Annotated in this window: 24 protein-coding genes; 12 read left to right on the top strand and 12 right to left on the bottom strand. The window is 67.8% G+C overall.

Translation table 11 applies throughout. From position 1 onward, the window contains the following. Positions 1-57: 57 nt before the first annotated feature. The 6 genes from QSJ59_RS03840 to QSJ59_RS03815 all read left to right on the top strand — a co-directional run bounded on the left by QSJ59_RS03840 (position 58) and on the right by QSJ59_RS03815 (position 4743). Positions 58-906: a helix-turn-helix domain-containing protein gene (locus tag QSJ59_RS03840; protein WP_285757275.1), complete on the top strand. Its 849-nt coding sequence runs from the start codon at positions 58-60 to the stop codon at positions 904-906. Positions 907-1017: 111 nt separating this feature from the next. Continuing rightward, positions 1018-2466, top strand: a complete 1449-nt coding sequence (rimO, locus tag QSJ59_RS03835; protein WP_285757274.1) for a 30S ribosomal protein S12 methylthiotransferase RimO — start codon at positions 1018-1020, stop codon at positions 2464-2466. Then, complete coding sequence (pgsA, locus tag QSJ59_RS03830) at positions 2466-3068, top strand: CDP-diacylglycerol--glycerol-3-phosphate 3-phosphatidyltransferase (protein ID WP_285757273.1); 603 nt, start codon at positions 2466-2468, stop codon at positions 3066-3068. Before rimO ends, pgsA begins: the two co-directional genes overlap by 1 nt. 4 nt (positions 3069-3072) lie before the next feature. Then, a complete protein-coding gene (locus QSJ59_RS03825) occupies positions 3073-3573 on the top strand; it encodes a CinA family protein (protein WP_285757272.1) in 501 nt (166 codons plus the stop codon). 157 nt (positions 3574-3730) lie between these two features. After that, positions 3731-4084, top strand: coding sequence for a helix-turn-helix domain-containing protein (locus tag QSJ59_RS03820; protein ID WP_285757271.1), 354 nt, complete (start codon positions 3731-3733; stop codon positions 4082-4084). A 191-nt stretch (positions 4085-4275) separates the two neighbouring features. Next, the gene (locus QSJ59_RS03815; protein WP_285757270.1) at positions 4276-4743 is read left to right on the top strand and encodes a Dps family protein; all 468 of its coding nucleotides are present in this window, start codon (positions 4276-4278) and stop codon (positions 4741-4743) included. A gap of 77 nt (positions 4744-4820) precedes the next feature. Here QSJ59_RS03815 and QSJ59_RS03810 read toward each other — a convergent pair whose 3' ends face one another. From QSJ59_RS03810 to QSJ59_RS03790, 5 genes are all read right to left on the bottom strand, one after another. Continuing rightward, complete coding sequence (locus tag QSJ59_RS03810) at positions 4821-5273, bottom strand: RrF2 family transcriptional regulator (protein ID WP_285757269.1); 453 nt, start codon at positions 5271-5273, stop codon at positions 4821-4823. A 171-nt stretch (positions 5274-5444) separates the two neighbouring features. Next, positions 5445-6902, bottom strand: coding sequence for a glycoside hydrolase family 3 protein (locus tag QSJ59_RS03805; protein WP_285757268.1), 1458 nt, complete (start codon positions 6900-6902; stop codon positions 5445-5447). Between the two features lie 127 nt (positions 6903-7029). Beyond that, complete coding sequence (locus QSJ59_RS03800; protein ID WP_285757267.1) at positions 7030-7950, bottom strand: carbohydrate ABC transporter permease; 921 nt, start codon at positions 7948-7950, stop codon at positions 7030-7032. Beyond that, the gene (locus QSJ59_RS03795; protein WP_285757266.1) at positions 7947-8972 is read right to left on the bottom strand and encodes a carbohydrate ABC transporter permease; all 1026 of its coding nucleotides are present in this window, start codon (positions 8970-8972) and stop codon (positions 7947-7949) included. Before QSJ59_RS03795 ends, QSJ59_RS03800 begins: the two co-directional genes overlap by 4 nt. Before the next feature lie 95 nt (positions 8973-9067). Next, positions 9068-10366: an extracellular solute-binding protein gene (locus QSJ59_RS03790; protein WP_285757265.1), complete on the bottom strand. Its 1299-nt coding sequence runs from the start codon at positions 10364-10366 to the stop codon at positions 9068-9070. Between the two features lie 278 nt (positions 10367-10644). Between QSJ59_RS03790 and QSJ59_RS03785 the strand changes: the two genes are divergently transcribed. Then, positions 10645-11862 carry an ROK family transcriptional regulator gene (locus tag QSJ59_RS03785; protein ID WP_285757264.1) on the top strand — a complete coding sequence of 406 codons (1218 nt, stop codon included), beginning with the start codon at positions 10645-10647 and terminating at the stop codon, positions 11860-11862. Between the two features lie 44 nt (positions 11863-11906). Here QSJ59_RS03785 and QSJ59_RS03780 read toward each other — a convergent pair whose 3' ends face one another. After that, positions 11907-12398 (bottom strand): GNAT family N-acetyltransferase, encoded by a 492-nt coding sequence (locus QSJ59_RS03780; RefSeq protein ID WP_285757263.1) that lies wholly within the window; start codon positions 12396-12398, stop codon positions 11907-11909. 66 nt (positions 12399-12464) lie between these two features. Here QSJ59_RS03780 and QSJ59_RS03775 point away from each other — a divergent pair, with 66 nt between their 5' ends. The 4 genes from QSJ59_RS03775 (at position 12465) to rny (ending at position 16340) form a co-directional block, all read left to right on the top strand. Next, entirely contained in the window at positions 12465-12659 is a 195-nt protein-coding gene (locus QSJ59_RS03775; protein ID WP_285757262.1) for a DUF3046 domain-containing protein, read from the top strand. Positions 12660-12905: 246 nt separating this feature from the next. After that, positions 12906-14078, top strand: coding sequence for a recombinase RecA (gene recA / locus QSJ59_RS03770; protein WP_285757889.1), 1173 nt, complete (start codon positions 12906-12908; stop codon positions 14076-14078). Beyond that, positions 14071-14637, top strand: coding sequence for a recombination regulator RecX (gene recX / locus QSJ59_RS03765; RefSeq protein ID WP_285757261.1), 567 nt, complete (start codon positions 14071-14073; stop codon positions 14635-14637). The genes recA and recX overlap by 8 nt, the downstream gene beginning before the upstream one ends. A gap of 200 nt (positions 14638-14837) precedes the next feature. Beyond that, the gene (rny, locus tag QSJ59_RS03760; RefSeq protein WP_285757260.1) at positions 14838-16340 is read left to right on the top strand and encodes a ribonuclease Y; all 1503 of its coding nucleotides are present in this window, start codon (positions 14838-14840) and stop codon (positions 16338-16340) included. A gap of 216 nt (positions 16341-16556) precedes the next feature. On the opposite strand, the gene QSJ59_RS03755 is transcribed toward rny, so the two are convergent. From QSJ59_RS03755 to QSJ59_RS03735, 5 genes are all read right to left on the bottom strand, one after another. Beyond that, positions 16557-18530, bottom strand: a complete 1974-nt coding sequence (locus QSJ59_RS03755) for a S9 family peptidase (protein ID WP_285757259.1) — start codon at positions 18528-18530, stop codon at positions 16557-16559. A 166-nt stretch (positions 18531-18696) separates the two neighbouring features. Beyond that, positions 18697-19728 carry an amino acid ABC transporter permease gene (locus QSJ59_RS03750; RefSeq protein WP_285757258.1) on the bottom strand — a complete coding sequence of 344 codons (1032 nt, stop codon included), beginning with the start codon at positions 19726-19728 and terminating at the stop codon, positions 18697-18699. Then, a complete protein-coding gene (locus tag QSJ59_RS03745) occupies positions 19725-20399 on the bottom strand; it encodes an amino acid ABC transporter permease (protein WP_285757257.1) in 675 nt (224 codons plus the stop codon). Before QSJ59_RS03745 ends, QSJ59_RS03750 begins: the two co-directional genes overlap by 4 nt. Positions 20400-20470: 71 nt before the next feature. After that, positions 20471-21316, bottom strand: coding sequence for a glutamate ABC transporter substrate-binding protein (locus QSJ59_RS03740; protein WP_285757256.1), 846 nt, complete (start codon positions 21314-21316; stop codon positions 20471-20473). A gap of 47 nt (positions 21317-21363) precedes the next feature. Continuing rightward, positions 21364-22107, bottom strand: a complete 744-nt coding sequence (locus QSJ59_RS03735) for an amino acid ABC transporter ATP-binding protein (RefSeq protein ID WP_285757255.1) — start codon at positions 22105-22107, stop codon at positions 21364-21366. 265 nt (positions 22108-22372) lie between these two features. Between QSJ59_RS03735 and miaB the strand changes: the two genes are divergently transcribed. Further along, positions 22373-23836, top strand: coding sequence for a tRNA (N6-isopentenyl adenosine(37)-C2)-methylthiotransferase MiaB (gene miaB, locus QSJ59_RS03730; protein WP_285757888.1), 1464 nt, complete (start codon positions 22373-22375; stop codon positions 23834-23836). A 92-nt stretch (positions 23837-23928) separates the two neighbouring features. Here the strand turns inward: miaB and QSJ59_RS03725 are convergent, their stop codons facing one another. Continuing rightward, the gene (locus QSJ59_RS03725; RefSeq protein ID WP_285757254.1) at positions 23929-25179 is read right to left on the bottom strand and encodes a cytochrome P450 family protein; all 1251 of its coding nucleotides are present in this window, start codon (positions 25177-25179) and stop codon (positions 23929-23931) included. Positions 25180-25296 lie beyond the last annotated feature (117 nt).

The raw sequence follows: 25296 nt of genomic DNA, 5'->3' as shown, positions 1-25296 counted from the left end.
CAGTCGAGACATTGGGAGATTGAAGACGTAACCACACGCGTGTCGATGGGAGTGCGTATGACGACGATCGGCCAGGTCCTCGCCGGCGCCCGTCAGGACGCCGGCCGCTCGGTCGCCGACCTGAGCCGGGCCACCTGCATCACCGAGCAGGTGATCCATGCGATGGAGCGTGACGACTTCGACGCCTGCGGAGGGGACTTCTACACCCGGGGTCACCTCCGGTCCGTCTGCCGGGTGCTGGCGGTCGATCCGGCCCCATTGATCCGCTGGTTCGACGAGGAGTACGCCGACGCCCCTCCTCAGCCGGCGAGTGCGGAGGAGGTCATGGCGCCCGGGCCCCAGGCGTCCGTGGCCGCGCGTGTCCGGGACAGGCGCAGGGTCGTGGCCGGGGCGGCGATCGCGCTGATGCTGGGTGCGCTCACGGTCTGGGCCTGGTCGGACTCCGCGAGCCAGCAGTCCGGCACGGCGGCGCGGATCGCACTGCAAACGGCGGAGGAGCCCTCCCCGGCCCGGAGCGAGGCGTCCGAACAGGAGAAGAGGTCGGTACCGGCCGGAGCAGAAGTACCGGCCAGGGACGCCGAGCCGGCCGCTCCAGCCGCGAGTCCCGACGACACGGGGACGACCGGTGCCGCAGCCGTTCCCGTGGAGGGCCCGGTGACCCTGCGGATCACCGCTCGGGAGCGCACGTGGCTCAGCGTCCACAACGAGGCGGGCGACAACCTCTTCGTCGGTGTGCTCGACGAGGGGACCACCGACGAATGGACCGACGGTCGGGAGCTGCGGCTCCACGTGGGAAACGCCGGAGGTCTCCGTATCGAAGTCAACGGCGAGGACATCGGGGAGCCCGGGTCCGTGGGTGAGGTGACCCGCTTCACTTTCACCCCGGAGGGTGTCGCCGGACGGTGACGGAGACCCGAGGGAAGGCAACCCTGAGGCCGAAGAGCCCCTTGGGACGACCTACCCTTGAAGGACCGCGGCGGTCCCGCCGTATTCCCGTTCTCCCGTACCTTGGAAGCCATGTCATCGCGCCGTACTGTTTCGCTCGTCACCCTGGGGTGCGCGCGAAATGAGGTTGACTCCGAAGAACTAGCCGGTCGGCTCGCCGTCAGCGGCTGGGACCTGGTGGACCCCGACGAAGGCGAAAGCGCCGACGTCGTCGTCGTTAACACCTGCGGTTTCATCGAAGCCGCCAAGCAGGACTCCATCGAGGCCCTGCTCAACGCGGCCGAGGACGGGACCAAAGTCGTCGCCGCCGGCTGCATGGCCGAGCGCTACGGCTCCGAGCTCGCCGAGGCCATGCCCGAGGCGCAGGTCATCAGCTTCGACGACTACGCCGAGATCGGCCAGCGTCTCGACGACGTCGTCGAAGGCAGGTCGCTCGTCCCGCACGAGCCCAGGGACCGGCGGACCCTGTTGCCGATCTCCCCGGTCGAGCGCAGCGCGCAGGCCGGTGTGCACGTCCCGGGCCACGCGCCCTTCGCCGACCCGCTGACCCCGCTGCCCGAGGGCGTCGCCCCGGCCTCCGGCCCGGTCCTGCCGAGGCTGCGCCTGACCGGTGGTCCGGTCGCCAACCTCAAGATCGCTTCCGGCTGCGACCGGCGCTGTACCTTCTGTGCGATCCCTGCCTTCCGCGGCGCCTACGTCTCCCGCACGCCCGACGACGTGGTGCGCGAGGCGGAATGGCTGGCGGGGGAGGGAGTGCGAGAGCTCTTCCTGGTCAGTGAGAACTCCACCTCCTACGGCAAGGACCTGGGCGACCTGCGCGCACTGGAGGGGCTGCTGCCCCGCCTGGCCGCGGTTCCCGGTATCGAGCGGGTGCGGGTGAGCTACCTCCAGCCCGCAGAGGTGCGTCCCGGGTTGATCGATGTGCTCACCCGTACGCCCGGTGTCGTCCCCTACTTCGACCTCTCCTTCCAGCACGCCAGCGGGACACTGCTGCGGCGCATGCGCCGTTTCGGCGACCGGGTGCGTTTCCTCGAACTGTTGGAGACCGTCCGAAAGGCCGTCCCCGAGGCCGGGGCGCGCTCGAACTTCATCGTCGGCTTCCCGGGGGAGACCGAAGAGGAGTTCAACGACCTGGCGGCTTTCCTCCAGGAGGCCCGTCTCGACGCGATCGGGATCTTCGGATACTCCGACGAGGACGGCACCGAGGCCGCCGGCCACGCGGACAAGCTCCCCGAGGAGGTCGTCGCGTCGCGGGTCGAGACACTCAACCAACTGGCCGAGGAGCTCATGGCCCAGCGCGCGGAGGAGCGCGTGGGATCGACCGTGCGGGTCCTCGTGGAGGCCGAGCTCGGCGAGGGCACCTACGAGGGCCGCTCGGAGCACCAGGCGCCAGAGGTGGACGGCAGCACGATCGTGCACGCCGACCGCGAACTGGCAATCGGCGAGATCGTGACCGCAACCGTTATGGCGGCGCTGGGCGTGGACCTCGTGACCGAACTCGACGACGATACGGCCCCGTAATGAGCCGACCCGATCCCGCTGTCCCGGCAGGCCAGCAAGCCCCGGTTCTCAACATCGCCAACGTCTTGACGGTGAGCCGGCTCGTCATGGTGCCGCTCTTCGTCATCTTCATGTTCCAGGACGGCCTGTGGTGGCGCCTGGCGGCATTCTCCGTCTTCGTCATCGCCGCGATCACCGACCGGATCGACGGCGAACTCGCCCGCCGTCGCAACCTCGTCACCGACTTCGGCAAGATCGCCGACCCCATCGCCGACAAGGCACTCACCGGTGCGGCGCTCGTCGTGCTGTCGATGCTGGGGGAGCTGTGGTGGTGGGTCACCATCGTCATCCTGGTGCGCGAGTGGGGGATCACGGCGCTGCGTTTCGCGGTGATCCGCTACGGAGTCATCCCGGCCAGTCGCGGGGGGAAGCTCAAGACGGTCCTGCAGATCGTCGCGATCAGTGTCTACCTTTTCCCGCTGCCCGACTACCTGTTCCTCCAGGCGATCGCGCACGCGATCATGGCCGTCGCTCTCGGCGTCACCCTGTGGACCGGTGGCGACTACATCTTCCAAGCCCTCAAGCTGCGCAAGCAGTCGAGGTCCGCTTCGGACAAGGGCTGATCCGATGGCCGGCCCCGAGACGGTGGCCCTCGCTGCGCAGGCGCACGCCCTGCTCCTCGGCCGCGCGGCCACTGTCGCGACCGCGGAGTCGCTGACCGGTGGTCTGATCGGTGCCGCGATCACCTGTGTTCCAGGTGTATCGGCCACGTTCCGCGGGGGAGTGGTTTCTTATGCCACCGACGCCAAGCGCGACGTCCTGGGAGTGCCGGGTGAACTGCTCGCCGAACACGGCGCGGTGCATCCCGATGTCGCGCTCGCCATGGCGAAGGGGGTTCGCAGAGTGCTTTGGGCCACCTTCGGTCTCGCCGTGACCGGCGTGGCGGGGCCCGACTCCCAGGACGGCCGACCTCCCGGGACGGTGTTCGCGGCGGTGGCCGGTCCCGGCCACTGGTCGACCGTGGTGGAGTTGCGGCTGACAGGAGACCGGGGCGAAATACGCGAAAAAACTGTTGACCAGGCACTTTCCCTCCTTTTGTGCAGCGTGGCCAAAACCACCCTGAAATAGCGGGGCACATCCCGTTCAAGTGACCAGGGGTGGGGAACAAACCCTGACCAAGATCGTGTTACCCCTCCAGCGAACAGGAAGCCATGAGGTGCGACGATCGGGCTTCGGCCAGGTACGGTGTTTCCAAGAAGGTCGCTACCGGTGGGAGGGAGCGCGAATGATGGTCCTGCTTCGTCACCTACTTGGTGACGTGCTACGGCGGCTACGGCAGCGGCAGGGCCGCACTCTCCGTGAGGTTTCGGCCGATGCCCGAGTCTCGCTGGGATACCTGTCGGAAGTTGAACGCGGGCAGAAAGAGGCTTCCTCGGAACTGCTCTCCTCGATCTGCGGTGCACTGGGGGTCCCACTCTCCCAGGTACTGCGTGAGGTCTCCGACCAGCTGGCCCTGGCAGAGCTCCAGGAAGCGGCTCAGCTCGGCGGAGCCGTTCCAGCCGGATCCGGTGCGGGGCGGCTCGGTATCGAGTCGATCCCCGACCGCGTCCCCGACGTTGTCGACATGGTGGGTGTGTAACGGACACCCCGGCCGGTGCCAGTGGTCAATCGGTGATGCCGTCGGTCGCGATGATGCGGCCGGCGCATTGCTGTTCCCCCAGGTTTTCCCGGATGCGTCCTGACTCCCTGCGGCTGACGGCCCGTTTCCCCCGGTCGCCCTCGGGCAGTGGTCCTGGTGCCGTACGCAACACATCAGGGGGATGATCAGCAATGGCGAAGATTCACGGAGCGCTCGGCGAGGACGAACGAAGGATCACGGGTCAGGCGCTGCAAGAAGCCGTCGTCGACTTGATCGATCTGTCGCTGCTGGCCAAGCAGGCGCACTGGAACGTGGTCGGGCGGACCTTCCGCTCCATCCATCTCCAACTCGACGAACTCGTCGAGGCCGCCCGCAACCACACCGATGTACTGGCCGAGCGGGCCATCGCCATCGGGGTCAACCCCGACGGGCGGTCGATCAAGGTCGCGCAGGACTCCCAGATCAACCAGCCCGACCCGGGATATTTGCAGGAGGACAAGGCGATCGCCACGATCGTCGACGTCCTGGGGGACGTGGTCAAGCGTTTCCGCGCGCACGTTCACGCCACCGAGGAGGCCGACCCGGTGACCCAGGACTTCCTCATCAGCGCCTCGCAGGACCTCGAACAGCAGCACTGGATGTTCGAGGCCATGCGCTGACCGCGGAGGCCATCGGTTGACGTTCAAGCGCCGGCGGCGACTCGGGGGAGTCGCCGCCGGCGCTTACGTGTGTGGGCTCAGCTCGCCCACGCTTCCGGGTCTTCGGCGAGTACCCGGACGGCGTCGGGAAGCTTGGCCGTGGAGACGTGTTCCAGCGTCACTGTCTCCAGGATGGCTCGCTCACTGGCGCGCAACGCGATCCACACCTGCTGCAGGCTGCGTGCGGCGCCGTCGTAGTCGACGTGTTCTGGACGTTCGCCGCGGACGTTGGCCAGTGGCCCGTCAACGGCTCGGATGATGTCGGCGAGGGAGATCTCCGACGCCGGCCGGGCGAGCCAGTACCCGCCGACCGGGCCCCGCTGGCTGCGCACCAGGCCGGCGCGGCGCAACTGGGTGAGGATGTTCTCCAGGAATTTTCCGGGTATGGCCTGGGCGCGCGCGAGTTGTTCGGCCGTGACGGGGCCGCCACTGGCGGCTGCGAGTTCGGCCGCGGCGCGCAACGCGTAATCGACCCGGGCGGAAAGGCGCATGCTGCGATTATGCCGTGAATCGAAGGGAGTTCGGGTCAATGGGGCACCCGCGGGGCCGCGCCGAAACGTCGTTGTTCCGCATTACCAGTTCTCCTACCGGGATTGGCGATGACGGGAGCGCGTGAAATCCGATGCCGGTTCGGTACCGGGCCCGCGCGCCGTCTGGCGCTATCAGCGTACCGAGGCCGCGGTCGGCGAGCCCAGGACCTCGGCCGCGCTCTGTCCGTTGACCCGTGCCGCACCGTAGGTGCTGATGTGCGCGCGGCTGTCCGGACGCCACACCGGAAGGCCCATCTCCACCACCACTACGTCCGGACGGGCCTGGCACACGCGGTCCACGAACGCGCGGGTCGTGGGGTAACGATGGGCGTCGCGCACCACGACGACCAGGTCGCGTCCAGAGGCCGAGGCCAGCAGGTCCGCCACATCGGCCTTCTCGGCGTCCAGGCGCACCGTCTGGGGGAACCAGGGGGACAACCCCCACGGGACCTCACCCACCGCGATTCCCGCGGGAGCGTCCACCTCAAGGACGAATGGGGCGTGGAGGCGCTCCAGTTCTCCGGTGACGCGGACGGCGCGCCGCGCCCCGTCCAGTCCGATTCCGACCGCTCCCGTCGCGGGCGTCGACGCCTGCCCGGCCGTCCAGGCACGGACGTCAGCGGTGCGAGCCGCGGCCTCTTCGAGCCGCTCCCCGCTGAGCCGGCCTTCATGTACAGCGGCCACCACGGCCGCCCGGACCGCTGCGACCTCGTCGGCGTAGGCGAACCTCCCCAGGCACAGCAGGTCGCAACCGGCTGCCAGTGCGCGCACCGCAGCCTCCGGAACGCCGATGTCGCCACTCACGCCGTGCATGTCCAGGGCATCGGTGATCACCATCCCGTCGAAGCCCAACTCGTCGCGCAGCAGTCCCGTCACGATCTCGGGCGCCAGCGTGGCCGGTGCGCTCACTCCCAGGCCCGGCAGCTGGATGTGCGCGGTCAGGATGCTGCGCACGCCCGCTTCGATCGCCGAGCGGAAAGGCAGGAGTTCACGCCGGGCCAACAGGTCCGGGGCGGCGTCGATCGAGGGGAGCTCGGTGTGGGAGTCCTGGTGGGTGGCGCCGTGCCCCGGGAAGTGCTTGGCGCAGGCCGCGACTCCGGCGCCCTGGAGCCCGCGTACGGCGGCCATAGCGTGCCGGGCCACGAGTTCGGGGTCGGCCCCGAAGGACCGGGTCCCGATCACCGGGTTGTCGGCAGCGGTGTTGACGTCCACAGAGGGTGCCAGGTCCAGGTTGAAGCCCAGCGTGTGCAACTCCGCGGCCAGCGAGTAGTGGACGGCCTGGGTGAGGTCGGTGTCGTCGATCGCGCCCAGGGCGGCGTTGCCGGGGTACTCGCTGCCGCCGCGCTGTCCGATCCGGGTGACGTCACCACCCTCCTCGTCCAGGGAGATCAGCGGCGCATCTGCGGCGGCGGCGATTCGGGCGTTCACCCGGGTGATCTGTCCGGCGTCTTCGATGTTGTTGTGGAAGACACACACGCCGGCGAACCCGTCGGCCAGGCCCTCCAGGAGCCAACGCGGTGCGTCGTGTGCCTCGAATGGGACGAGCAGCGTGGCGTTGGCAAGACGTTCCAGGCTCCGGTCAGCGGGCATCGCGAACTCCGTTTCGAACAGGGGGAGGCGGTTGACCCCGGTCGCGGGGCCGCGTGGGACATCGTGAAAAGGGCGGGCTCCGCGCGCCCGGACGATCCCTGCCCCGGGCGCGGTACGCAACAGTGGGTCAGCCCTTGACGGCTCCCATGGTGAGACCGGACACCATTCGCCGCTGCACGAACAGGAAGAAGATCATCACCGGGATGGTCAACAGGGTCGAGGCCGCCATGATCGCCCCCCAGTCGGTGCCGTAGCGCCCGAAGAAGTAGGACAGCGTCAACGGCAGTGTGTACGACTCGCTGCTGCGCCCGAGGAAGGTCAGCGCGATGATGAACTCGTTCCAGGCCGTGATGAAGGCGAAGATGCTTGCCGCGACCAGGCCCGGTGCCACCAGCGGCATCAGAATGCGCCAGAAAACCGTCCAGTGGCCGGCGCCGTCGATGGCGGCGGCCTCCTCCAGTTCCTTGGGAACCGCCGCGACGAATCCACGCATCATCATGATGGTGATGGGCAGTTGCACGGCCGTGTAGGCGAAGACCAGACCGGTCAGCGTCCCCAGCATCTGGATGCCGGTGCCGTCCTGGATGTGCCGGAAGTTGATGAAGATCGAGATGATCAGCGCCTCGATCGGCACCATCTGGATCACCATCAGGGTGACGATCAGTGTGGTGCGCAGCCGGAACTTGAACCGGGCCACCGCGATGGCCGCCAGCAGCGCCAGGACCGCGCCGATCGCAACCGACGCCAGCGTCACGAGCAGGCTGTTGACGAGGAACTGCCAGAAGTCCACGCCCGGGATCACGTTGCCGTTGATCACCTGGTCGAAGTTCTTCAGGGTCGGGGACTGGGGAAAGAACGTCGGTTCCTTCGCGAACAGTTCGCCGCCGGGTTTGAAGGCGGTGGAAACCATCCAGTAGACGGGGAACACCGAGAAGACGAAGACGGCCAGGCCCGCGGCGTAGAGACCTGCTCGGCCGGCGAGTCGGCGCGCGCGCAGTACCGGGTCGATCCGGTGCACCGGGCGGGGCGCCGTGGTCGGGGCGCTCATCGGGTCTCCCCCTGACGGATCATGATGCGCAGGTAGTACACGGTGACGCAGAGGACGAGTGCCGTCATGACCACCGCGATCGCCGAGCCGAGGCCGAAGTTGGCCGGGCTGGCGTTGAAACCCTGCTGGTAGATGTAGTACGAGAGCAGGTAGGCGTCCGGATTGGCGAAACTGCTCCCGGTCAAGATGTAGAGCTGGGTGAACACCCGCAGGTCCCAGATGATCTGTAGAACGATGATCAGTGAGAACAGCGGCTTGAGCATCGGGAAGGTGACGGCCCAGAAGGACCGCCAGGCGCTCGCGCCGTCCATACGGGCCGCCTCGTAGAGCTCGCTCGGGATGCTCTTGAGGCCCGCCAGCACGGTCATCGCCACGAACGGGAAGCTCTGCCAGATCACCACGATGACCAACAGGGTGAAAAGCGAGGTCGCGTCCAGGAACCAGTTGTAGCGCAGCCATCCGGTGCCCACCAGCCAGTCGGGAAGGGCCTCCAGCACGTGGTTGGCGAAACCGCGCTCCGGGAAGAAGAGCCAGCGAAAGACCAGCGATGCGCTGATGGCCGGGGTCGCCCAGGCCAGCATCATTCCCACGGCGACGAAAGTGGAGAACGCCTTGGGGAGCTTGTGCAGCAGCAGACCCACCAGAGTGCCCAGGATGATGGTGCCGCTCACCATGAGTACGCAGATCAGGACGGTCTTGCCCAGGACCGACCAGAAGTAGGGATCGGTCAGCAGGGTCTGGTAGTGCGCGAAGTTGTTCCACTTGGGTGCCGGAGCATTGGGCATGAGGTTGCGGATGGTGTAGGAGTGCAGCGAGTTCCACACCATCTGCAGCATCGGCCAGAGCAGCACGACACCGAGGACGATAACGGCGGGGGCGATCAGCGCGTAGGGCGGTAGTCCGCGAAGGAGTCTGCGGCCAAGCGGCGGCTGTGCGGGGCGGTCGCGCCTGCCCTGCCTGCTGGGCCGATCGGGACCAGACGGAGGCTCGGCCGTCATGGTCACCTCGGTGGTGTGTGCCATGGCTTCAGGGTTTCTCGGTCGGGTGACACGGGACCGGTGGCCGGCGGGGCTCGCCCGCCGGCCACCGGTGAGGGGCCGGGGTAGCGGCGGGGCCGCTACTCGACCGGCTTGTTCAGGGTCTCCTGCAGCTGCTCGTTGTACTTGGCCAGGACGTCGTCCACGTCGCCGCCCTGGGCGATCTCCAGGACGACCTTGGGCAGGATCTTCTGGTCCTGGTCGGCCGAGTTCCAGTTCGGGGTGGCCGGGAAGAACTGGGTGCTCTGCATCTGCTCCGCGCCGGCCTTCTTGAGGGGGTCGGAGGTGTACTTGTCCTGGGTGAGGAGCTCGGGGTAGGCCGGGAAGAAGCCCGCGGTCTCGGCGAACTTGTCGCCCCACTCCTTGCCGGCGAGCAGCTGGAGCAGTTCGGTCGCGGCTTCGGGGTTCTCCGTGGTGCTCCACACCGAGAGGTTGGAGCCGCCCGCGAAGGCCGGAGCGGGACCGTCGGCTCCGGGCAGCACCGTGGTGTCGATGTTGTCCAGGACGGCCGGGTCCTCGGCCACGCCCTCCCAGGCGCCGCGCGCCCAGCTGCCGTCGATGTACATGCCGAGGTTGCCGTTGGCCATGTCGTTGAGGCAGCCGTCGTTCTCGTTGGCACCAAGGGCACTCGACGGGGAGACGGTGTCGTCGGCGCTGAGCCCGGCGTAGAACTCGATCGCTTCCTTGGCGGCCGGGTCGGTCAGTTTCGCTTCCCACTGGTCACCGTTTTGCACCGCGATCTCACCGCCGTTGCCCCAGATGAAGCTGGCGATACCGTTGGTGAAGTCGGTCGGCGCGCAGAAGCCGGGGACGTCGTGCTCCTTGTTGATCTTCTCCGCGACGTCGGTGAGCTCGTCCCAGGTCGTGGGGGCCTCGACGCCGAGGTCGCGCAGCCAGTCGGAGCGGTAGTAGAGGGTGCGCACCCCGGAATACCAGGGGATGCCGTAGGTGGCGCCGTCGTAGGCCGCGAACTCCAGGGCGTTCTGGTCGAGGTCCGCGGCCTCGTCCCAGCCGTCGACCGCCTCGGTGATGTCGACCAGCGCGCCCTGGGACGCCCAGTTGGCGCCCTGGTCGTTGCCGATCTCGATGACGTCGGGGCTGTCACCGCCGGCCAGCGCGTTGGTCAGGGTGGTCTGCACGTCCGGCCAGGCGATGAACTCGACGTTGATCCCGCTATCGGGGTAGGACTCCTGCCAGGCTCCTTCTGCCTCGTCGAAGTACTCGACGATGTTGGGCTGGGAGTCGCCCATGATCCAGACGGTCAGTTCCGCGGGTACCTCACCGTCGCCGGTGGACTCGCCGCCGCCTCCGCCACAGGCGGAGGCGAGAAGGAGGAGCGACGAGGTCGCCGCGACCTTAGCGAATGCGAATTTCTTCACTTTGAATCTCCCTTTCACGAGTCGCCTCGCGTGCGGCGAGCCTCGGAAGATGAGGCCCCCGAAAAACATCTCGGTCGGCTACGAACGCTGTGCGGGCTTCGTCGTCGGTGCGGGGGTGTGCTGGGATAGCACTGTGTGTTCGGTCCATCCCAATCGGCTTTCGCCGGTCCGCCCGGAGAGAAATAGAAAGGGCGGTATTGGGAATGTGACCTTTCGTGAGACGACCGCTAAACTAACAGGAAACTTTCCTAATAAATAGAGATGGGGGAGTTACGGTTATGTCTCGACGCCCGGGGACTCCGAGGCTGTTGCGACAGCTCAACGACCGAGCGGCCCTGGAGTTGCTGTTGTCGTCCGGACCGCTCACGCGGACCCAGCTCGGCGAGGCCACCGGCCTGTCCAAAGTGACCGCCTCGCAGCTCCTCTCCCGCCTGGAGGAGCGCGAACTCGTGCACGTGATCGGGGCCCAGGCCGGGGGGCGCGGCCCCAACGCCGCACTGTACGCAGTGGTGCCCTCAAGCGCCTATGTGGCCGCCCTCGACGTCGGCCCGCATCAGGTCGCCGCAGCCATTGCCGATGTCACCGGCCGAATCGTCTCCCAGGTCACCGTCGATCCCACCGAATCCGACGATCCGGTCGCCCTCGTCCACACCGCGGTCATGCGCCTGGTGGAGACCTCCGGTGTTCCGCTGAGCCGGCTCACCGCCTGCGTCATCGGCACCCCGGGAGTGGTCGACCCGCGTACCGGCGACATGCGCTTCTCCTTCGAGTTGGGTTCCTGGCACGAAGGAGTCCTCGACGCGCTGCGCACCGATCTCAAGCGCTCGGTCGCCATCGAGAACGACGTGAACCTCGCGGCATTGGCGGAGCACGCCGAAGGGGCGGCACGGGGAATCCCCGACTTCGTCCTCATGTGGCTCGACAGCTCCGGCGGCGTGGGCATGTCCATCATGCTCGGCGACCGCATCCACCGGGGACGCTCGGGCGGGGCGGGGGAGATCGGTTACCTGCCCGTTCCCGGGGCCCCGCTCCCCGACGACATCGGGCTGCCCGGCGGCTACGAGTCGCTGCGCACCGCCTACGGCAAGCCCTCGCTCGCGCACGGTTTCCAGTCGCTCGTCGGTTCCAGGGAAGTCCTGGAACTGGCGGCCCGGCACGGCCTCGCCGCCGGCACGGTCACCGAGGCGGTGCGCCTGGCGCGGGCGGACCCGGGGAGCAAGGGGCTGTTCCTGGAGGAGCTCGCCGAACGTATCGCGCGTGGGGTCACCGCGGTCTGCGTCGTCCTCGACCCGGGGCTGGTGGTTCTGGGGGGCGACGTCCCACTTGTCGGAGGAGACGACCTCGCGGCGCGAGTGGCCGAGGCGGCCGGGCGTATCGGTCCCAACACCGCAGAGGTCCGGGTGAGCCAGGTGGGGGGGAACCCGGTTCTGCGCGGGGCGATCCTGGCGGCGTTGAAGAAGGCGCGGGAAGAGATGTTCGCCTCCACCGTGGGGTAGTCGAGGCCGCCACCGGGCCCGGAGGCCCAGGGTCCGGTGGTGTCTCAAGCGGTGAGGAGCCGGCGCATCGCGATTCGGCGGGCCACGGCGATTCCGGCCGCTTCCTCGGCCAGCCAGTGGACGGCGAGCTCGGGGCCCCAGGAGCCACGGGGAAACTCGGTGAAGCCGTTCCGGGCGTACCAGGGGGCGTTCCAGGCAAGATCGCCGAAGGTGGTCAAGGTGATCGCGCGGTGCCCCTGGGCGCGGGCCTTCGCGCAGGCCGCTGTCAGCAGGGCGGTCCCGATGCCGCGTCGGCCCAGTGTCGGATGTACCGCGATCTGCTCCAGGTGCGCGTTCCCGTCCAACTCGGTCAGCGCGGCCAGGCCTGCCGCTGGGCGGCCGGCCACCAAAACCAGTGGGCAGTGCGCCAACATGGGCCGCGGATCGTCCGGCGGCAGTTCCAGCCCGGCCCGGGCGAACAGGCCGTCGGCGGCCAGGCTCACCTCGACCAGTCGGTCGAGGTCGGTGTCCTCCATCGGTCGCACCGTGTAGTCCATCGGACCAGTCTGCCCTGCGAAGCGGTCGGTGTGACAGTCCGACGCGGTGGGCCGATACTGGTGTCGATGAGACTCTCCCATTTCTGGCAGCGGATGCACGAGCAGTTCGGCGAGTCCTATGCCGACAGTCTGGCCAGCGACTACGTTATCGAGGCCCTGGGGTCGCGGACCGTGCGTGCCGCGCTCGACGACGGTATGGGCGCCAAGGAGGTGTGGCGGGCGGTGTGCGACACCTTCGACGTCCCCGCCGCCGCGCGCTGAGGTCGCCCGATTCGACACTCCGGCACGCCTTGAGCCAAAAATCGAACAGAGGTTCGGGTACAGTGATGGTGTATCCGGGACGGGAGCGGCGTCGCCTGCTCCCTGGGGCACTCAGTGCCGGGCCCGGGTGGACGGTTGCGCCGTGACCGTCCACAGGAGACGCGCGGGTGGCGCGAAATGTCGTCGCCTCCGCGTAGCGTCGTCTCCATCATGAAAAAGAAAGCATCGACCCAACAGGGGTTTGCCGTGGCAGCTGCCGATCGAGACAAAGCTCTTGAAACCGCACTCGCTCAGATCGAGCGCCAGTTCGGCAAGGGCTCCATCATGCGCTTGGGCGATGATGAGCGACCGCCGATCGAGTCCATCCCCACCGGGGCGATCGCACTGGACGTCGCGCTCGGAATCGGAGGGATTCCGCGCGGCCGCATCGTGGAGGTATACGGTCCCGAGTCGTCGGGAAAGACGACCGTCGCCCTGCACGCCGTCGCCAGCGCGCAGCGTCTGGGCGGGATCGCGGCCTTCGTCGACGCCGAGCACGCGCTCGACCCCGTGTACGCCAAGAAGATCGGTGTGAACACCGACGACCTCCTCCTGTCCCAGCCCGACACCGGCGAGCAGGCGCTGGAGATCGTGGACATGCTGATCCGCTCCGGCGCGGTGTCCATCATCGTCATCGACTCCGTGGCCGCGCTCGTGCCCCGTGCGGAAATCGAGGGTGAGATGGGGGACAGCCACGTCGGTCTTCAGGCCCGGCTGATGTCGCAGGCACTGCGCAAGATCGCCGGTGCCCTGCACCAGACCAACACCACCGCCATCTTCATCAACCAGCTTCGGGAGAAGGTCGGCGTGATGTTCGGCTCTCCCGAGACCACCTCCGGCGGCCGGGCGTTGAAGTTCTACTCTTCGGTCCGCCTGGACGTGCGCCGCATCGAGACCCTCAAGGACGGTACCGACGCGGTCGGCAACCGCACCAGGGTCAAGGTGGTCAAGAACAAGGTCGCTCCGCCCTTCAAGCAGGCCGAGTTCGACATCCTCTACGGCGTAGGGGTCTCCCGCGAGGGCGGCCTGATCGACCTCGGGGTCGAGAACGGCATCGTGCGCAAGTCCGGTGCCTGGTACACCTACGAAGGCACTCAGCTCGGTCAGGGCAAGGAGAACGCGCGCAACTTCCTGCGCGAGAACGCCGACATGTCCAACGAGATCGAGAAGCGGATCAAGGAGAAGCTGGGCGTGCCCACCGGCGGCGACGACAGCGCAACCAGCGAGCCCGTCAAGGACGCCGCGGCCAAGGACGCCGCACCGACACCGCCCAAGCGGGCCGTGAAGAAGCCGGCCGCCGAAGCCAAGGCCGCGTCTCCTTCGGTGCCTGTTGCGGCAGGGGCGGCCGAGGCCGCCAAACCGACTTCCGCGGATGCCTGACCCGCGACCGGACGACGTGGACTCCGAGGCTCCTCCGGCCGCGTCCGCGCGGCCGGAGGAGGACCCCGAAACCAAGGCGCGGGCGATCTGCCTCCGTCTGCTCACCCTGGCGCCACGCACCAGATCGCAACTGGCCCAGGCGCTGCGACGTCGCGAGATCCCGGATGAGGCAGCCGAGGCTGTCCTGAGCCGTTTCAACGAGGCCGGGATCATCGACGACGCCGCTTTTGCAGCTGCCTGGGTGGACTCCCGGCACACCGGCAGGGGACTGGCCCGCCGTGCGCTTGCTGCTGAACTGCGCCAGCGCGGGGTCGATGAGGAAACGGTGCGCGACGCGGTCGAGGAACTCACCCCAGAACAGGAGGAGACAGCCGCCAGAAGCCTCGTGCGCCGCAAGCTCTCCGCCACTCGGGGCAAGGCACCCGAGGTGCGCACCCGCAGGCTCATGGGGATGCTCGCGCGCAAGGGCTATCCGGCAGGACTCGCCTACCGGGTGATCCGTGCCGAACTCGACGCCGAGGGCTACGACATCGACCTTCCCGAGCCCGATCTCGACTGATCGGTCCGTCTCCGTTCCGACCGATCGGCGTCCGATTCGCTTCAACAGGCCCCCAACCTCACAGCGGCCGATGAGTTAGCCGGCTCGCCCCACGGGTAGCTCTAAATCCAACGAAGCACGTACCGCCCGATGGCTTTGTCAGCCGGTCGTACGGCGAACCAGGAGCGGCAGACGGACGCGACGCGGTTTGGGGTGGGGCCATGGACGGTGCAGACGGGTTGTTGAGCGCGATCGTCACGGTTCTCCTCCTGGGAGTGGCGACCGGCGGATTCCTCCTTTCCAAGCGCATCGGGCGTCACCAGGCACGCGCCCTCCTCGAACAGGCGAACACGGATGCGGAGCAGATCCGCAGCAGAGCCGTCGCCGAGCAGGCTGAGGAACGGGCGCTCCTGGACAGCAGACGTAGCGACCTTGAGCACCGTGAACAGCGCATGACCGAGCGCGAGCGCCGCATCGACGAGGAAGCGAATCGACTCTTCGCAGTCCGGGACAAAGGAGACGAGCGTGCAGCACTGCTGGAGCAGCGCGCGGCGGAGCTGGACCGGATGGAGGAAGAGCGGCTGGCGATCCTGGAGGCGACGGCTGCGCTGAGCGCGGACGACGCCAAGGCAGCCTTGGTCGCTGAGGTGCGCAACCAGGCCAAACGCGAGGCGGTGCTGATCGCGCGTGCTATCGAACAGGATGCGCGCAAGAACGGCGAGGCACGCGCTCGCAAAGTCATCACCCTGGCCATCCAACGTCTGGCCAGCCAGCAGACCAGTGAGTCGGTCGTCTCGGCGGTGCATCTGCCCACCGACGACATGAAAGGGCGGATCATCGGCCGGGAAGGCCGCAACATCCGTGCTTTCGAGGCTGTCACCGGGGTCAACCTGATCATCGACGACACGCCCGGGGTGGTGTTGCTGTCGTGTTTCGATCCGGTGCGGCGGGAGGTCGGCCGGCTCACCCTGGAGAAACTTGTCCTGGACGGCCGAATCCATCCCCACCGCATCGAGGAGGTTTTCGACACAAGCCGTTCGGAAGTGGACCAGCTCTGTGTGCGCGCCGGTGAGGACGCAGTGGCAGATGTCGGTGTCACCGACCTCCACCAGGAGCTGGTGATTTTGCTCGGCCAGTTGCGTTACCGCACCTCCTACGGCCAGAACGTCCTCGCGCATCTGGTCGAGTCCGCCCACTTGGCAGGGATCATGGCCGCCGAGCTGGGGATGGACGTGGCCCTGATGAAGCGGTGCGCGCTATTGCACGACATCGGCAAGGCTCTGACCCATGAGATCGAGGGCAGCCATGCGCTGATCGGAGCCGAGATCGCCCGTCGCTACGGTGAGTCCGAGGACGTCGTGCACGCCATCGAGGCACACCACAACGAGGTCGAGGTCCGCACGGTGGAAGCCGTCCTGACCCAGGCGGCCGACGCGATCAGTGGAGGACGGCCGGGCGCACGCAGGGACTCGCTGGAGGCCTATGTCGAGCGGTTGCAGCGGCTTGAGGAGATCGCCCTGGCCAATGAGGGAGTGGAGAAGGTCTTCGCGATGCAGGCCGGGCGCGAGGTACGGGTGATGGTCAAGCCCGAGGAAGTGGATGACGTACAGGCACAGGTGATCGCTCGCGACATCGCCAAGCAGGTGGAGGAGGAACTGACCTACCCGGGGCAGATCCGGGTAACGGTCATTCGCGAGTCGCGGGCGACGGAGACCGCGCGCTGACAGTGGTATCAGACCCGCGCCCGACGAGTTCCTCCCCATCGTTGACCGTTCGGGGAGTGACCGTGGACCTTTCCCGCCGGGAAGCCGACAGGGCAGAGGGCGGACCCGCTGCCTCTTCGTCTGGCGAAAGACAGGCAAACGAGAACCCGTGAGCGGGGCGTGGAGCCGCCGCCCCGCCCCTTGTGCGCAAAATCCGGATCAGGGTAGCGCAGGGTCTCAGCCCCCGGTCAGTGCGATCGGTGGAACCCCCGGCGGAGTGAAACCGAAGAACACCTTGCAGTAGAACGCCAGCTCGGCCTCCAGCGCGGCGCGCACGCTCTCGGCCTTGCGGAAACCGTGCGGCTCCCCTGCGAATTCGATGTGGGCGTGGACGACACCGCGTGCCGTGAGTGCGGACGCCAGCGCGCCGGCTTGTGCGGGCGGGACGATCGGGTCCTGGTCACCCTGGAGCAGCAGCACCGGGACATCGATCTCGTGCACGCGGTTGACCGGTGAGCGTTCCTCGTAGACCGAGGCGTAACCGGGAAGCGGTCCGATGATGGTGTCGAGGTAGCGCGACTCGAAGTCGTGCGTCTCCGCGGCCAGTCGCATCAGGTCGGTCACTCCGTAATAGGAGGTCCCACAGGCGAAGGTGGTGCCGGTCAGGGCGAGGAGGGTCGTCAGCCCGCCTGCGCTGGCGCCCCTGACGGCCAACCGGGTGGGGTCGGCGATACCGCGTTCGACCAGATCGAGGACCGCCGCCGTCGCGTCCTCGACGTCCACGACACCCCAGTTGCGGTGCAGCCGTTCCCGGTAGGAGCGCCCGTACCCGGTGGAGCCGCCGTGGTTGACGTCGAGGATCCCGATTCCGCGGCTGGTGAAGTAGGCCTTGGCCAGGTCCAGGGAACTGTCCGCACAGCCCGTGGGACCGCCGTGCACCCACACCACGTAGGGTGCAGGGCCGTCCGCGCACGCCTCGGGGCTGGTGGGCGGGTAGGCGAAGGCGTGGATTCGCGCGCCGTAGCGTCCGGAGATCTCCTCGGAGCGGGGGACCGGGAGGTAGGAGGCAGGAGGTGGGGACTCCACCGCCGAGCGCAGTGTGCGCACCACTCCGGTTTCCGGATTGACCTGCACGAGCGCGTCGGGTTCGGTCGGGGAAGCAGCCACCCCCACCACGGACTTTCCGTCGGTGGCGAGGGCGCGCCAGGTGGTCAGCGACGATTTCAGCGGTGTCAGCTGCGCGGTTTCGGGGTCATAGATTCCCGCGTTGAGGTCGGCGTGCCCGTACAGGGTCACGACCCGCCCGTCGTCGAGTATCCCGAACGGTGCGGCCCCCAACTGCCACGGGGGAAGGGTGAACTCCGCTTCCTCCGGATACTGGGCCATGGCCTGGCCGTGTGCCTTGACCTCGTAGAGGTTCCACCAACCGGTCCAGTCGGACAGGAAGAGCAGCGTGTTGGCGTCCCTCCAACGAGGGGAGAGCACCGATTCCGTCGTGCCACCCCTGATGGTGCGCGGTGCGGACACGGCTCCTTCGGGGGTGAACGCTCCGACTCGCAGCTCAGTCCCGTCCCAGGGCATGCGGGGATGGTTCCAGGAGATCCAGGCCAGCCGTTCGCCATCAGGGGACGGGGTGGGAGAAGCGAAGAAGTCGGCACCACTGACGAGTTCGCGTACCGCTGTCGGGTCCGAGACCGCTCGTCCGGACAACGGGACGGACACGATCGCGCGGGCGACGGTCGAATCGGAGTGGGTCTCGCGTACGCAGATGACGCGCTTGCCGTCGGGGCTCAGCGCAGGGTCGGCATAGCGCACCGCACCGGGGACGGCCGGCTCGGGGGTGAGGGCGACGGGTTCGCGCGCGCCCTTCTCCAGCAGGTAGAGCCGCTGGTCGCCGGCCTCGGCGAAGACGATGCCATAGCGCGTGATGGCCTTGTCGTCGCGGCGGGGTACGGGGAGATGGGACCGGCCACCTGTCTCGTGCACCCGGGTGGCCGCGCTCCACGGCAGCGGAAGGAGATCGCTGACGGTACCGTCGGCCGCGCGGTGCATGACGGTCGTTCGGCCTCCCTCGTCCGGTCGGGACTCCTCCCACCAGATCTGTTCGCCGATCACCGAAGGGAAGCCCAGCCTGGTCGAGCCGCGAGCGACCTCGACCGCGGTGATGGGGGAGGGCCAGCTTCCGTAGGGCAGAGACACGCGCTCGGTCATAGGGGTCCTGAATCCTGGGGCGAAGGGTGGCGACGGGCGGGGTGCCCTTCAAGTTATCGGCTCCGCGGACCCTGATCCGGCACACCGCAGGACCGCAACCAAAGAGTCCCCGTCGCCCGAGCAATGCTCGGACGACGGGGACCCGTGTCGGTACCGCGGGCGGTGATCAGGAAGGCTCGGTGGGCTTGTTCCTGGTCTCCTGTCCCTGGTCGGGGACGGCGCCCGGCACCGCTGCGTCCGGTGTCGGCTCGGGGGCGACCCCCGGCCCCGCACCGACCTTCGCCGACTGCTTGCCGCGCTGGGCGTTGCGGCGTTCCAACCAGATGGCCACACGGCTCAGCGAGACGTTGATGATGATGTAGATGATCGCGCAGACGATCGCTGCCGGGATGACGTTGCTGTGCCGGGTCGCGATCAAGGTGAAACTGCGCAGCAGCTCGGGGAACGCGATGATGTACCCCAGCGCGGAGTCCTTGAGGAGGACCACCAACTGCGCCACGATCGCCGGCATCATCGAGGTGACGGCCTGCGGGATCAGGATCAGCCACATCGTCTGGGTCTTGTTCATCCCGACCGAGTACGCGGCCTCGGACTGCCCCTTGGGTACGGCCTTGATGCCGGCCCGGAAAACCTCCGCCAGCACCGACCCGTTGTAGAGGGTCAAGCCGGTGACCACAGCCGCCAGTGCGCTGACCTGGAAGGTTCCCGGTGTCATGGGAGGCTGGCCGAAGACCGGCAGCAACTGGTTGATCGCGATGGGCAGCGCCATGGTGAAGAAGATCAGCATCAGCAACGGGATGCCGCGGAAGAACTCCACCACCGCGCTGGAGGGGACGCGGATCCACCAGTGGTCCGACATCCGGCCGATGCCGAAGACCAGACCGAACACGATGGCCAGAACGGAGGCCAGCAGCGCCGCGGTCAGGGTGTTCTGCAGACCGGGGATGACGTAGTCGGTCCAGGTGGCCGGGTCGATGAACGGCAGCCATTTGTTCGCCGTCCACTGCCCCGTGGGGCTGGGGGCCCACGCCTCGCTGCTGAGGATCGAGGGAGCGCCCTCGCCGAGGGTCCGGTTGAACCCGAGGTAGAGCACGGCGAGGCCGGCTATGGCGGCGAGAACCGTGAAGGCGGTGTAGATCCGGTAGCGTGCCCGGGCCTTGGGGCCGGGGACGTCGAACAGGACGTTCTGCGCGCTCATCGGACCACCGCCACTCGCTTGCTGAGCCACCCGAAGAAGTAACCGGTCGGCAGGGTGAGGATCAGGAACCCGATCGCGAAACCGACGAAGGTCGGCAGGACCGGCGCGATGCCCTGGTCGAACATCAACTTCATCTGCCGGGATGCCTCCTGCACGCCGAGCCCCGCTACAGAGGCCACGGTCGTGTTCTTGATCAGCGCGATGAGGACGCTGCCCAGCGGGCCGACGACCGTGCGCAGTGCCTGCGGGATGACGATCAGGCTCAGGTTCTGGGTGAAGGTCAGGCCGAGTGAGCGTGCGGCCTCGACCTGGCCCAGCGGGATGGTGTTGATGCCTGCGCGCAGGGACTCGGAGACGAAGCAGGCGGTGTAGGCCGACAGGCCGATCACGGCCCACCAGAAGACGTCCCACGCCACGCTGTCGGCGAGGCTGAGGCCGAGCGCGCTGTTGAGGCCCAGGCCGCAGAAGAGCAGCACCAGGGTCAGGGGCGTGTTGCGGATGCCCTCGACGTAGCCCGTGGAGAGGGCGCGCAGCAGCGGGATCGGAGATACCCGCATCGCGGTGAGGACGATGCCCAGGATGAATGAGAACAGGGCGCTGAACAGGGTGAGCCGGACGGTCCACGAGAAACCGTCGACGACCTTGTCGATGTTGCTGAGAAAGGCTTCCATGGGTCCCAGCCGGTCATATGCGCGGCCGGTGGCCTACCGAGTAGACCACCGGCCGCGCAAGCGGTCAGTGATTAAGCGCAGCCTTCGACCGCGGGCTGCTCTTCGGCGTACTCGAAGCCGACCTCGCCGAACGCGCTGTCGAGGAATTCGGTGGTCTTGCCTTCGTCCCACATCTTGGTGACAGCGGCGTTGACCTCCTCGCAGCGCTCGGTGTCGCCCTTGGGCAGGCCGATCCCGTACTTCTCCTCGCCGAAGGGGTTGTTCACCATCTTGTAGGCGTCGGGGTTCTGCGCGGCGAACCCGGCCAGGATGGTGTTGTCGGTGGTGACAGCGTCGACGGTGCCGTTGGCCAGCAGCTCGAAGCACTCGGAGTAGTTGCCGGCCTCACGCAGCTCGGCGTCGATCTCCATGTCCTCGACGATGTTGTTGGCCGAGCGCGAGCCCGATGCCGAGCACAGCACCTTGCCGGCGAGGTCGTCGGGGCCCGAGATGTCGGAGTCGTCGGCGGCCACGGCGATGTCCTGCTGGGCGACGTAGTAGGGCCCCGCGAAGTCCACGACGTTCTTGCGCTCGTCGGTGATGGAGTAGGTGGCGATCACCATGTCCACGGTGCCCTGCTGGAGGAACGCCTCGCGGTTCGCGGAGGCCGCCTCGGTCCATTCGATCTGCTCGGGGGTGTAGCCCAGTTCACCGGCGATGAAAGTGGCCACGTCCACGTCGAACCCGACGGGGGCGCTGCCTTCGAGCAGGCCGAGGCCGGGCTGGTCGTACTTGACGCCGATGGTGATGGTGTCACCGCCGCCGCCTTCGCCGCCGCCCTCACTGTCGCCGCCGACCTCGGCGGTGCCGCAGGCGGCGAGGGTCAGGGCCACGGCGGCCGATCCGGCCAGTGCTGCGCTGATGCGACGAACTCGCATAATTGGAATACCTCTTCCTTAGCTTCGTGCGGGGAGCGTGGGGATGCCTAGTGGGTCAGGATCTTGGAGAGGAAGTCGCGGGCTCGTTCGGACTGCGGTTTGGTGAAGAACTCGTCGGGTGTGTTCTCCTCGACGATCTGGCCGTCAGCCATGAACACCACACGATTGGCCGCGCGGCGGGCGAAGCCCATCTCGTGGGTCACCACGACCATGGTCATTCCCTCTTTGGCGAGGTCGGTCATGACGTCCAGGACCTCCTGCACCATTTCGGGGTCCAGAGCCGAGGTGGGTTCGTCGAACAGGAGCACCTTGGGGTTCATCGCCAGGGCGCGCGCGATGGCCACGCGCTGCTGCTGACCGCCCGAGAGCTGCGCCGGGTACTTGTGTGCCTGGTTGCCGATGCGCACCCGGTCCAGCAGTTCCATTCCGCGCTCGGTCGCCTTTGCCTTGGGCTGGCCGAGCACCTTCATGGGGCCCAGGGTGACGTTCTGCAGCACCGTCTTGTGTGCGAAGAGGTTGAACGACTGGAACACCATGCCCACGTCACTGCGCAGCTTCGCCAGACCGCGGCCCTCAGCGGGGAGCGGCTGACCGTCCAGCAGGATGCGGCCGGTGTCGATCGTCTCCAGCCGGTTGATGGTGCGGCAGAGCGTGGACTTGCCTGAACCAGAGGGTCCGATGACGACGACAACCTCGCCGGCGGTGACTGAGAGATCGATGTCGCGGAGCACGTGAAGGTCGCCGAAGTGCTTGTTGACGTTCTCCAGCACGACGAGAGGAGTTGTGGTCATGTGCGGGAACCTAGTAGGCGGATGTTTCCTTGTCATCACCAGAAACACCGTTTGGACATGGAGTAGCAGACTTGTTACGCCTCGATTGGTACAAATGTTATGCAATCTGACTGCTGAAGCTGGGGATGTCCGAAGTGTCCGTTGCGGTGGGGGCCGCCGGCGCAGGCAACCTAGCTGCGCAGACCTGGGATGCCCGACCGTGACGGTCGGGCAGGGTGCGCGCAGCAACTAGCCTGGACGGGTGAGCCAGAGTCGTACCTACGAAGTGCGGACCTACGGCTGCCAGATGAATGTCCACGACTCCGAGCGCCTGTCGGGCCTGCTGGAGGACGCGGGTTACCAGCGGGCAGCACAGGACGCCACGCCGGACATTGTCGTCTTCAACACCTGCGCGGTCCGTGAGAACGCAGACAATCGCCTCTACGGCAACCTCGGACACCTGAGGCCCGTCAAGGACGCCCACCCCGGAATGCAGATCGCGGTGGGCGGCTGTCTCGCGCAGAAGGACCGCGGCGAGATCGTACGTCGGGCCCCCTGGGTGGACGTCGTCTTCGGCACCCACAACATCGGTTCGCTGCCGGTGTTGCTGGAACGTGCCCGGATCCAGCGCGAAGCCCAGGTCGAGATCGCCGAGTCCCTGGAGACCTTCCCCTCCACCTTGCCGACCCGGCGCGAGTCGGTCTACGCAGCCTGGGTCTCGATCTCGGTGGGCTGCAACAACACGTGCACCTTCTGCATCGTCCCCGCCCTGCGCGGCAAGGAGAAGGACCGCCGTCCCGGTGACATCCTCGCCGAGGTGCGGGCCGTTGTCGCCGAGGGTGCCATCGAGGTGACCCTGCTCGGCCAGAACGTCAACGCCTACGGTGCGGAGTTCGGGGACCGCGAGGCGTTCTCCAAGCTGCTGCGCGCATGCGGGGAGATCGAGGGCCTGGAGCGGGTGCGCTTCACCTCCCCCCACCCACGTGACTTCACCGACGACGTGATCGCGGCGATGGCCGAGACACCCAACGTCATGCCGCAACTGCACATGCCGATGCAGTCGGGGTCCGACCGTGTCCTCAAGGCCATGCGTCGCTCCTACCGTCAGGACCGCTTCCTGGGCATCGTGGAGAAGGTGCGCGCTGCCATGCCCGAGGCGGCCATCAGCACCGACATCATCGTCGGCTTCCCCGGTGAGACCGAGGAGGACTTCGCCGAAACGTTGAAGGCCGTCGAGCAGGCACGGTTCTCCCACGCCTACACCTTCCAGTACTCCAAGCGTCCCGGCACCCCGGCCGCGGAGATGGAGGGGCAACTGCCCAAGGAGGTCGTGCAGGAACGCTACATGCGCCTGCTCGAAGTCCAGGAGCGCGTCTCGGGCGAGGAGAACGCCAAGCTCATCGGACGAGAGGTCGAGGTCCTGGTCGCCGAGGGCGAGGGCCGGAAGGACAGCGCCCGGCGCCGCCTCTCCGGAAGGGCCCCGGACAGCCGCCTGGTGCACTTCGCGGTGGACGACGACACCGATCTGCGTCCTGGGGACCTCGCAACCGTCACCGTCACCTACGCCGCCCCCCACCACCTCGTCGCCGACTCCGGGGTGCACGCCGTGCGGCGCACCCGTGCGGGTGACGCGTGGGAAGCCCGCAACGCAGCCCCGGCCGAGGCAGGACCCGGGGTCCTGCTCGGTATGCCCAAGGTGGGGGTCCCCGCCCCTCTCCCGGTGATGTCGAGCGGCTGCGGGTCGGACTGAGCCGATCCACCACACGATCAAGGGGCTCGGGGGCGGTTTCCCGGGCCCCTCTGTTGCTCACCCGACCGCCGCGACGGTGCCGGGCATCCGCATCACCCCTCCAGCCGGACCGGGAGCCGGGCCAGGCGACGATTGCCGGGGAGCGGCATCCACGGCAGGTTTTCGGGTGCCACCGCCAGGGAGAGGGAGGGGAAACGCTCGAACAGCGCGCTCAGGGCGACCTCGCACTCCTGACGGGCCAGGGCAGCACCCAGGCAGTAGTGGGCACCGTACCCGAACCCCACGTGCCCCTCGCCGTGGGCTTCTGGCACACGCGTGATGTCGAAGCGGTCCGGTGAGTCGAACTCGCGCGGGTCGAAGTTGGCGGAGACGATGACCGCCTGAACGGCGTCGCCCCGTTCGATCAGGGTTCCGGCCAACTCCACGTCCTCCGTCGCGTAGCGCAGCCGGGGGAGTTGTACCGGCCCGCACCAGCGCATCAGCTCGTGCACCGCGTGCGGCCAGGCACCGGGGTCCTGCCGGAGCAGTGCGAGCTGTTCGGGGTGGGTGAGCAGCGCTACGGTCCCGTTCCCGATCAGGTGCGCAGTGGTCTCGTGCCCGGCCAGCACCAGGGTGAACACCAGCGTCACCATCTCGACGTCGCTGAGCCGGTCCCCCTCCTCGTCGTGGGTTCGGATGAGGCCGCTGAGCAGGTCGTCGGTCGGGGCCGACCGGCGCTGCCCGATGAGGTCGTGTACGTAGTCCACCATCGAACGCAGCGCGTTCGGCATCACCTTCGGATCCCTTGCCACCAGGGACTTGCCCCAGTCCCGCCACAGCGACCGATCGGCCTCGGGGACCCCCACCATCTCGCAGATGACCGCACTGGGCAGTGGGTAGGCGAAGCCCTCGATCAGATCGGTCACCCCGTTTTCGGCGGAGTCGGGGAGCCGGTCCAGCAGTCCGTCGGTGATCGCGACCACGCGCGGGCGCAATTGCGAGACGCGACGGACGGTGAACGTACGCGAGACCAGTTTGCGCAGCCGGGTGTGATCGGGCGGGTCGGAGTCCAGGATGGTGCCGACCAGGTAGCCGGTGAGTTCTTCGGGGACCCCGAACATCTTCAGCGCGTGGTCGCGGGGACTCTTCTCGGGCGCGTCGGGAACGGAGCGCGGGTCGTTGGCGAACCGGCTGTCGCCGAGCACCGCGCGCACATCGTCGTAACGCGTGACGTACCAGGTGGGGGTGCCTTCCAAGAACCGCCCACGAAGAACGGGGCCCCGCTCGCGCAGGCGTCCGTACCCGCCGTAGGGATCTTCCATGAGCGCGGGGTCGGTCAGGTCGGGGACGTTTCTGTCGGTCATGGCGACTCCTCAGAGCTCGTGGCGGGCGAGGTCGGCGTTGCCCGAACACCTCCCTCCCCGAACAACAAGAGGTCGGACTCCCGGCCGTCCGGCGACGGTGCCGCCCTTGGCCGGACG

The sequence above is a fragment of the Nocardiopsis ansamitocini genome (assembly GCF_030268225.1).
GTDB classification, from domain to species: domain Bacteria; phylum Actinomycetota; class Actinomycetes; order Streptosporangiales; family Streptosporangiaceae; genus Nocardiopsis_D; species Nocardiopsis_D ansamitocini.
This window is presented reverse-complemented; position numbering and strand designations above follow the sequence as displayed.

Bases quoted from the DNA above. Each gene is read 5' to 3' on its own strand.
- QSJ59_RS03775 (WP_285757262.1), top strand. From the start codon at position 12,465: ATGAGACTCTCCCATTTCTGGCAGCGGATGCACGAGCAGTTCGGCGAG.
- QSJ59_RS03780 (WP_285757263.1), bottom strand. From the start codon at position 12,398: ATGGACTACACGGTGCGACCGATGGAGGACACCGACCTCGACCGACTG.
- QSJ59_RS03745 (WP_285757257.1), bottom strand. From the start codon at position 20,399: ATGGAAGCCTTTCTCAGCAACATCGACAAGGTCGTCGACGGTTTCTCG.
- recX (WP_285757261.1), top strand. From the start codon at position 14,071: ATGCCTGACCCGCGACCGGACGACGTGGACTCCGAGGCTCCTCCGGCC.
- QSJ59_RS03820 (WP_285757271.1), top strand. From the start codon at position 3,731: ATGATGGTCCTGCTTCGTCACCTACTTGGTGACGTGCTACGGCGGCTA.
- rny (WP_285757260.1), top strand. From the start codon at position 14,838: ATGGACGGTGCAGACGGGTTGTTGAGCGCGATCGTCACGGTTCTCCTC.
- QSJ59_RS03725 (WP_285757254.1), bottom strand. From the start codon at position 25,179: ATGACCGACAGAAACGTCCCCGACCTGACCGACCCCGCGCTCATGGAA.
- QSJ59_RS03825 (WP_285757272.1), top strand. From the start codon at position 3,073: ATGGCCGGCCCCGAGACGGTGGCCCTCGCTGCGCAGGCGCACGCCCTG.
- QSJ59_RS03800 (WP_285757267.1), bottom strand. From the start codon at position 7,950: ATGAGCGCCCCGACCACGGCGCCCCGCCCGGTGCACCGGATCGACCCG.
- QSJ59_RS03795 (WP_285757266.1), bottom strand. From the start codon at position 8,972: ATGGCACACACCACCGAGGTGACCATGACGGCCGAGCCTCCGTCTGGT.
- QSJ59_RS03805 (WP_285757268.1), bottom strand. From the start codon at position 6,902: ATGCCCGCTGACCGGAGCCTGGAACGTCTTGCCAACGCCACGCTGCTC.
- QSJ59_RS03785 (WP_285757264.1), top strand. From the start codon at position 10,645: ATGTCTCGACGCCCGGGGACTCCGAGGCTGTTGCGACAGCTCAACGAC.
- pgsA (WP_285757273.1), top strand. From the start codon at position 2,466: ATGAGCCGACCCGATCCCGCTGTCCCGGCAGGCCAGCAAGCCCCGGTT.
- QSJ59_RS03735 (WP_285757255.1), bottom strand. From the start codon at position 22,107: ATGACCACAACTCCTCTCGTCGTGCTGGAGAACGTCAACAAGCACTTC.
- QSJ59_RS03815 (WP_285757270.1), top strand. From the start codon at position 4,276: ATGGCGAAGATTCACGGAGCGCTCGGCGAGGACGAACGAAGGATCACG.
- QSJ59_RS03750 (WP_285757258.1), bottom strand. From the start codon at position 19,728: ATGAGCGCGCAGAACGTCCTGTTCGACGTCCCCGGCCCCAAGGCCCGG.
- QSJ59_RS03740 (WP_285757256.1), bottom strand. From the start codon at position 21,316: ATGCGAGTTCGTCGCATCAGCGCAGCACTGGCCGGATCGGCCGCCGTG.
- QSJ59_RS03755 (WP_285757259.1), bottom strand. From the start codon at position 18,530: ATGACCGAGCGCGTGTCTCTGCCCTACGGAAGCTGGCCCTCCCCCATC.
- QSJ59_RS03840 (WP_285757275.1), top strand. From the start codon at position 58: ATGACGACGATCGGCCAGGTCCTCGCCGGCGCCCGTCAGGACGCCGGC.
- rimO (WP_285757274.1), top strand. From the start codon at position 1,018: ATGTCATCGCGCCGTACTGTTTCGCTCGTCACCCTGGGGTGCGCGCGA.
- QSJ59_RS03810 (WP_285757269.1), bottom strand. From the start codon at position 5,273: ATGCGCCTTTCCGCCCGGGTCGATTACGCGTTGCGCGCCGCGGCCGAA.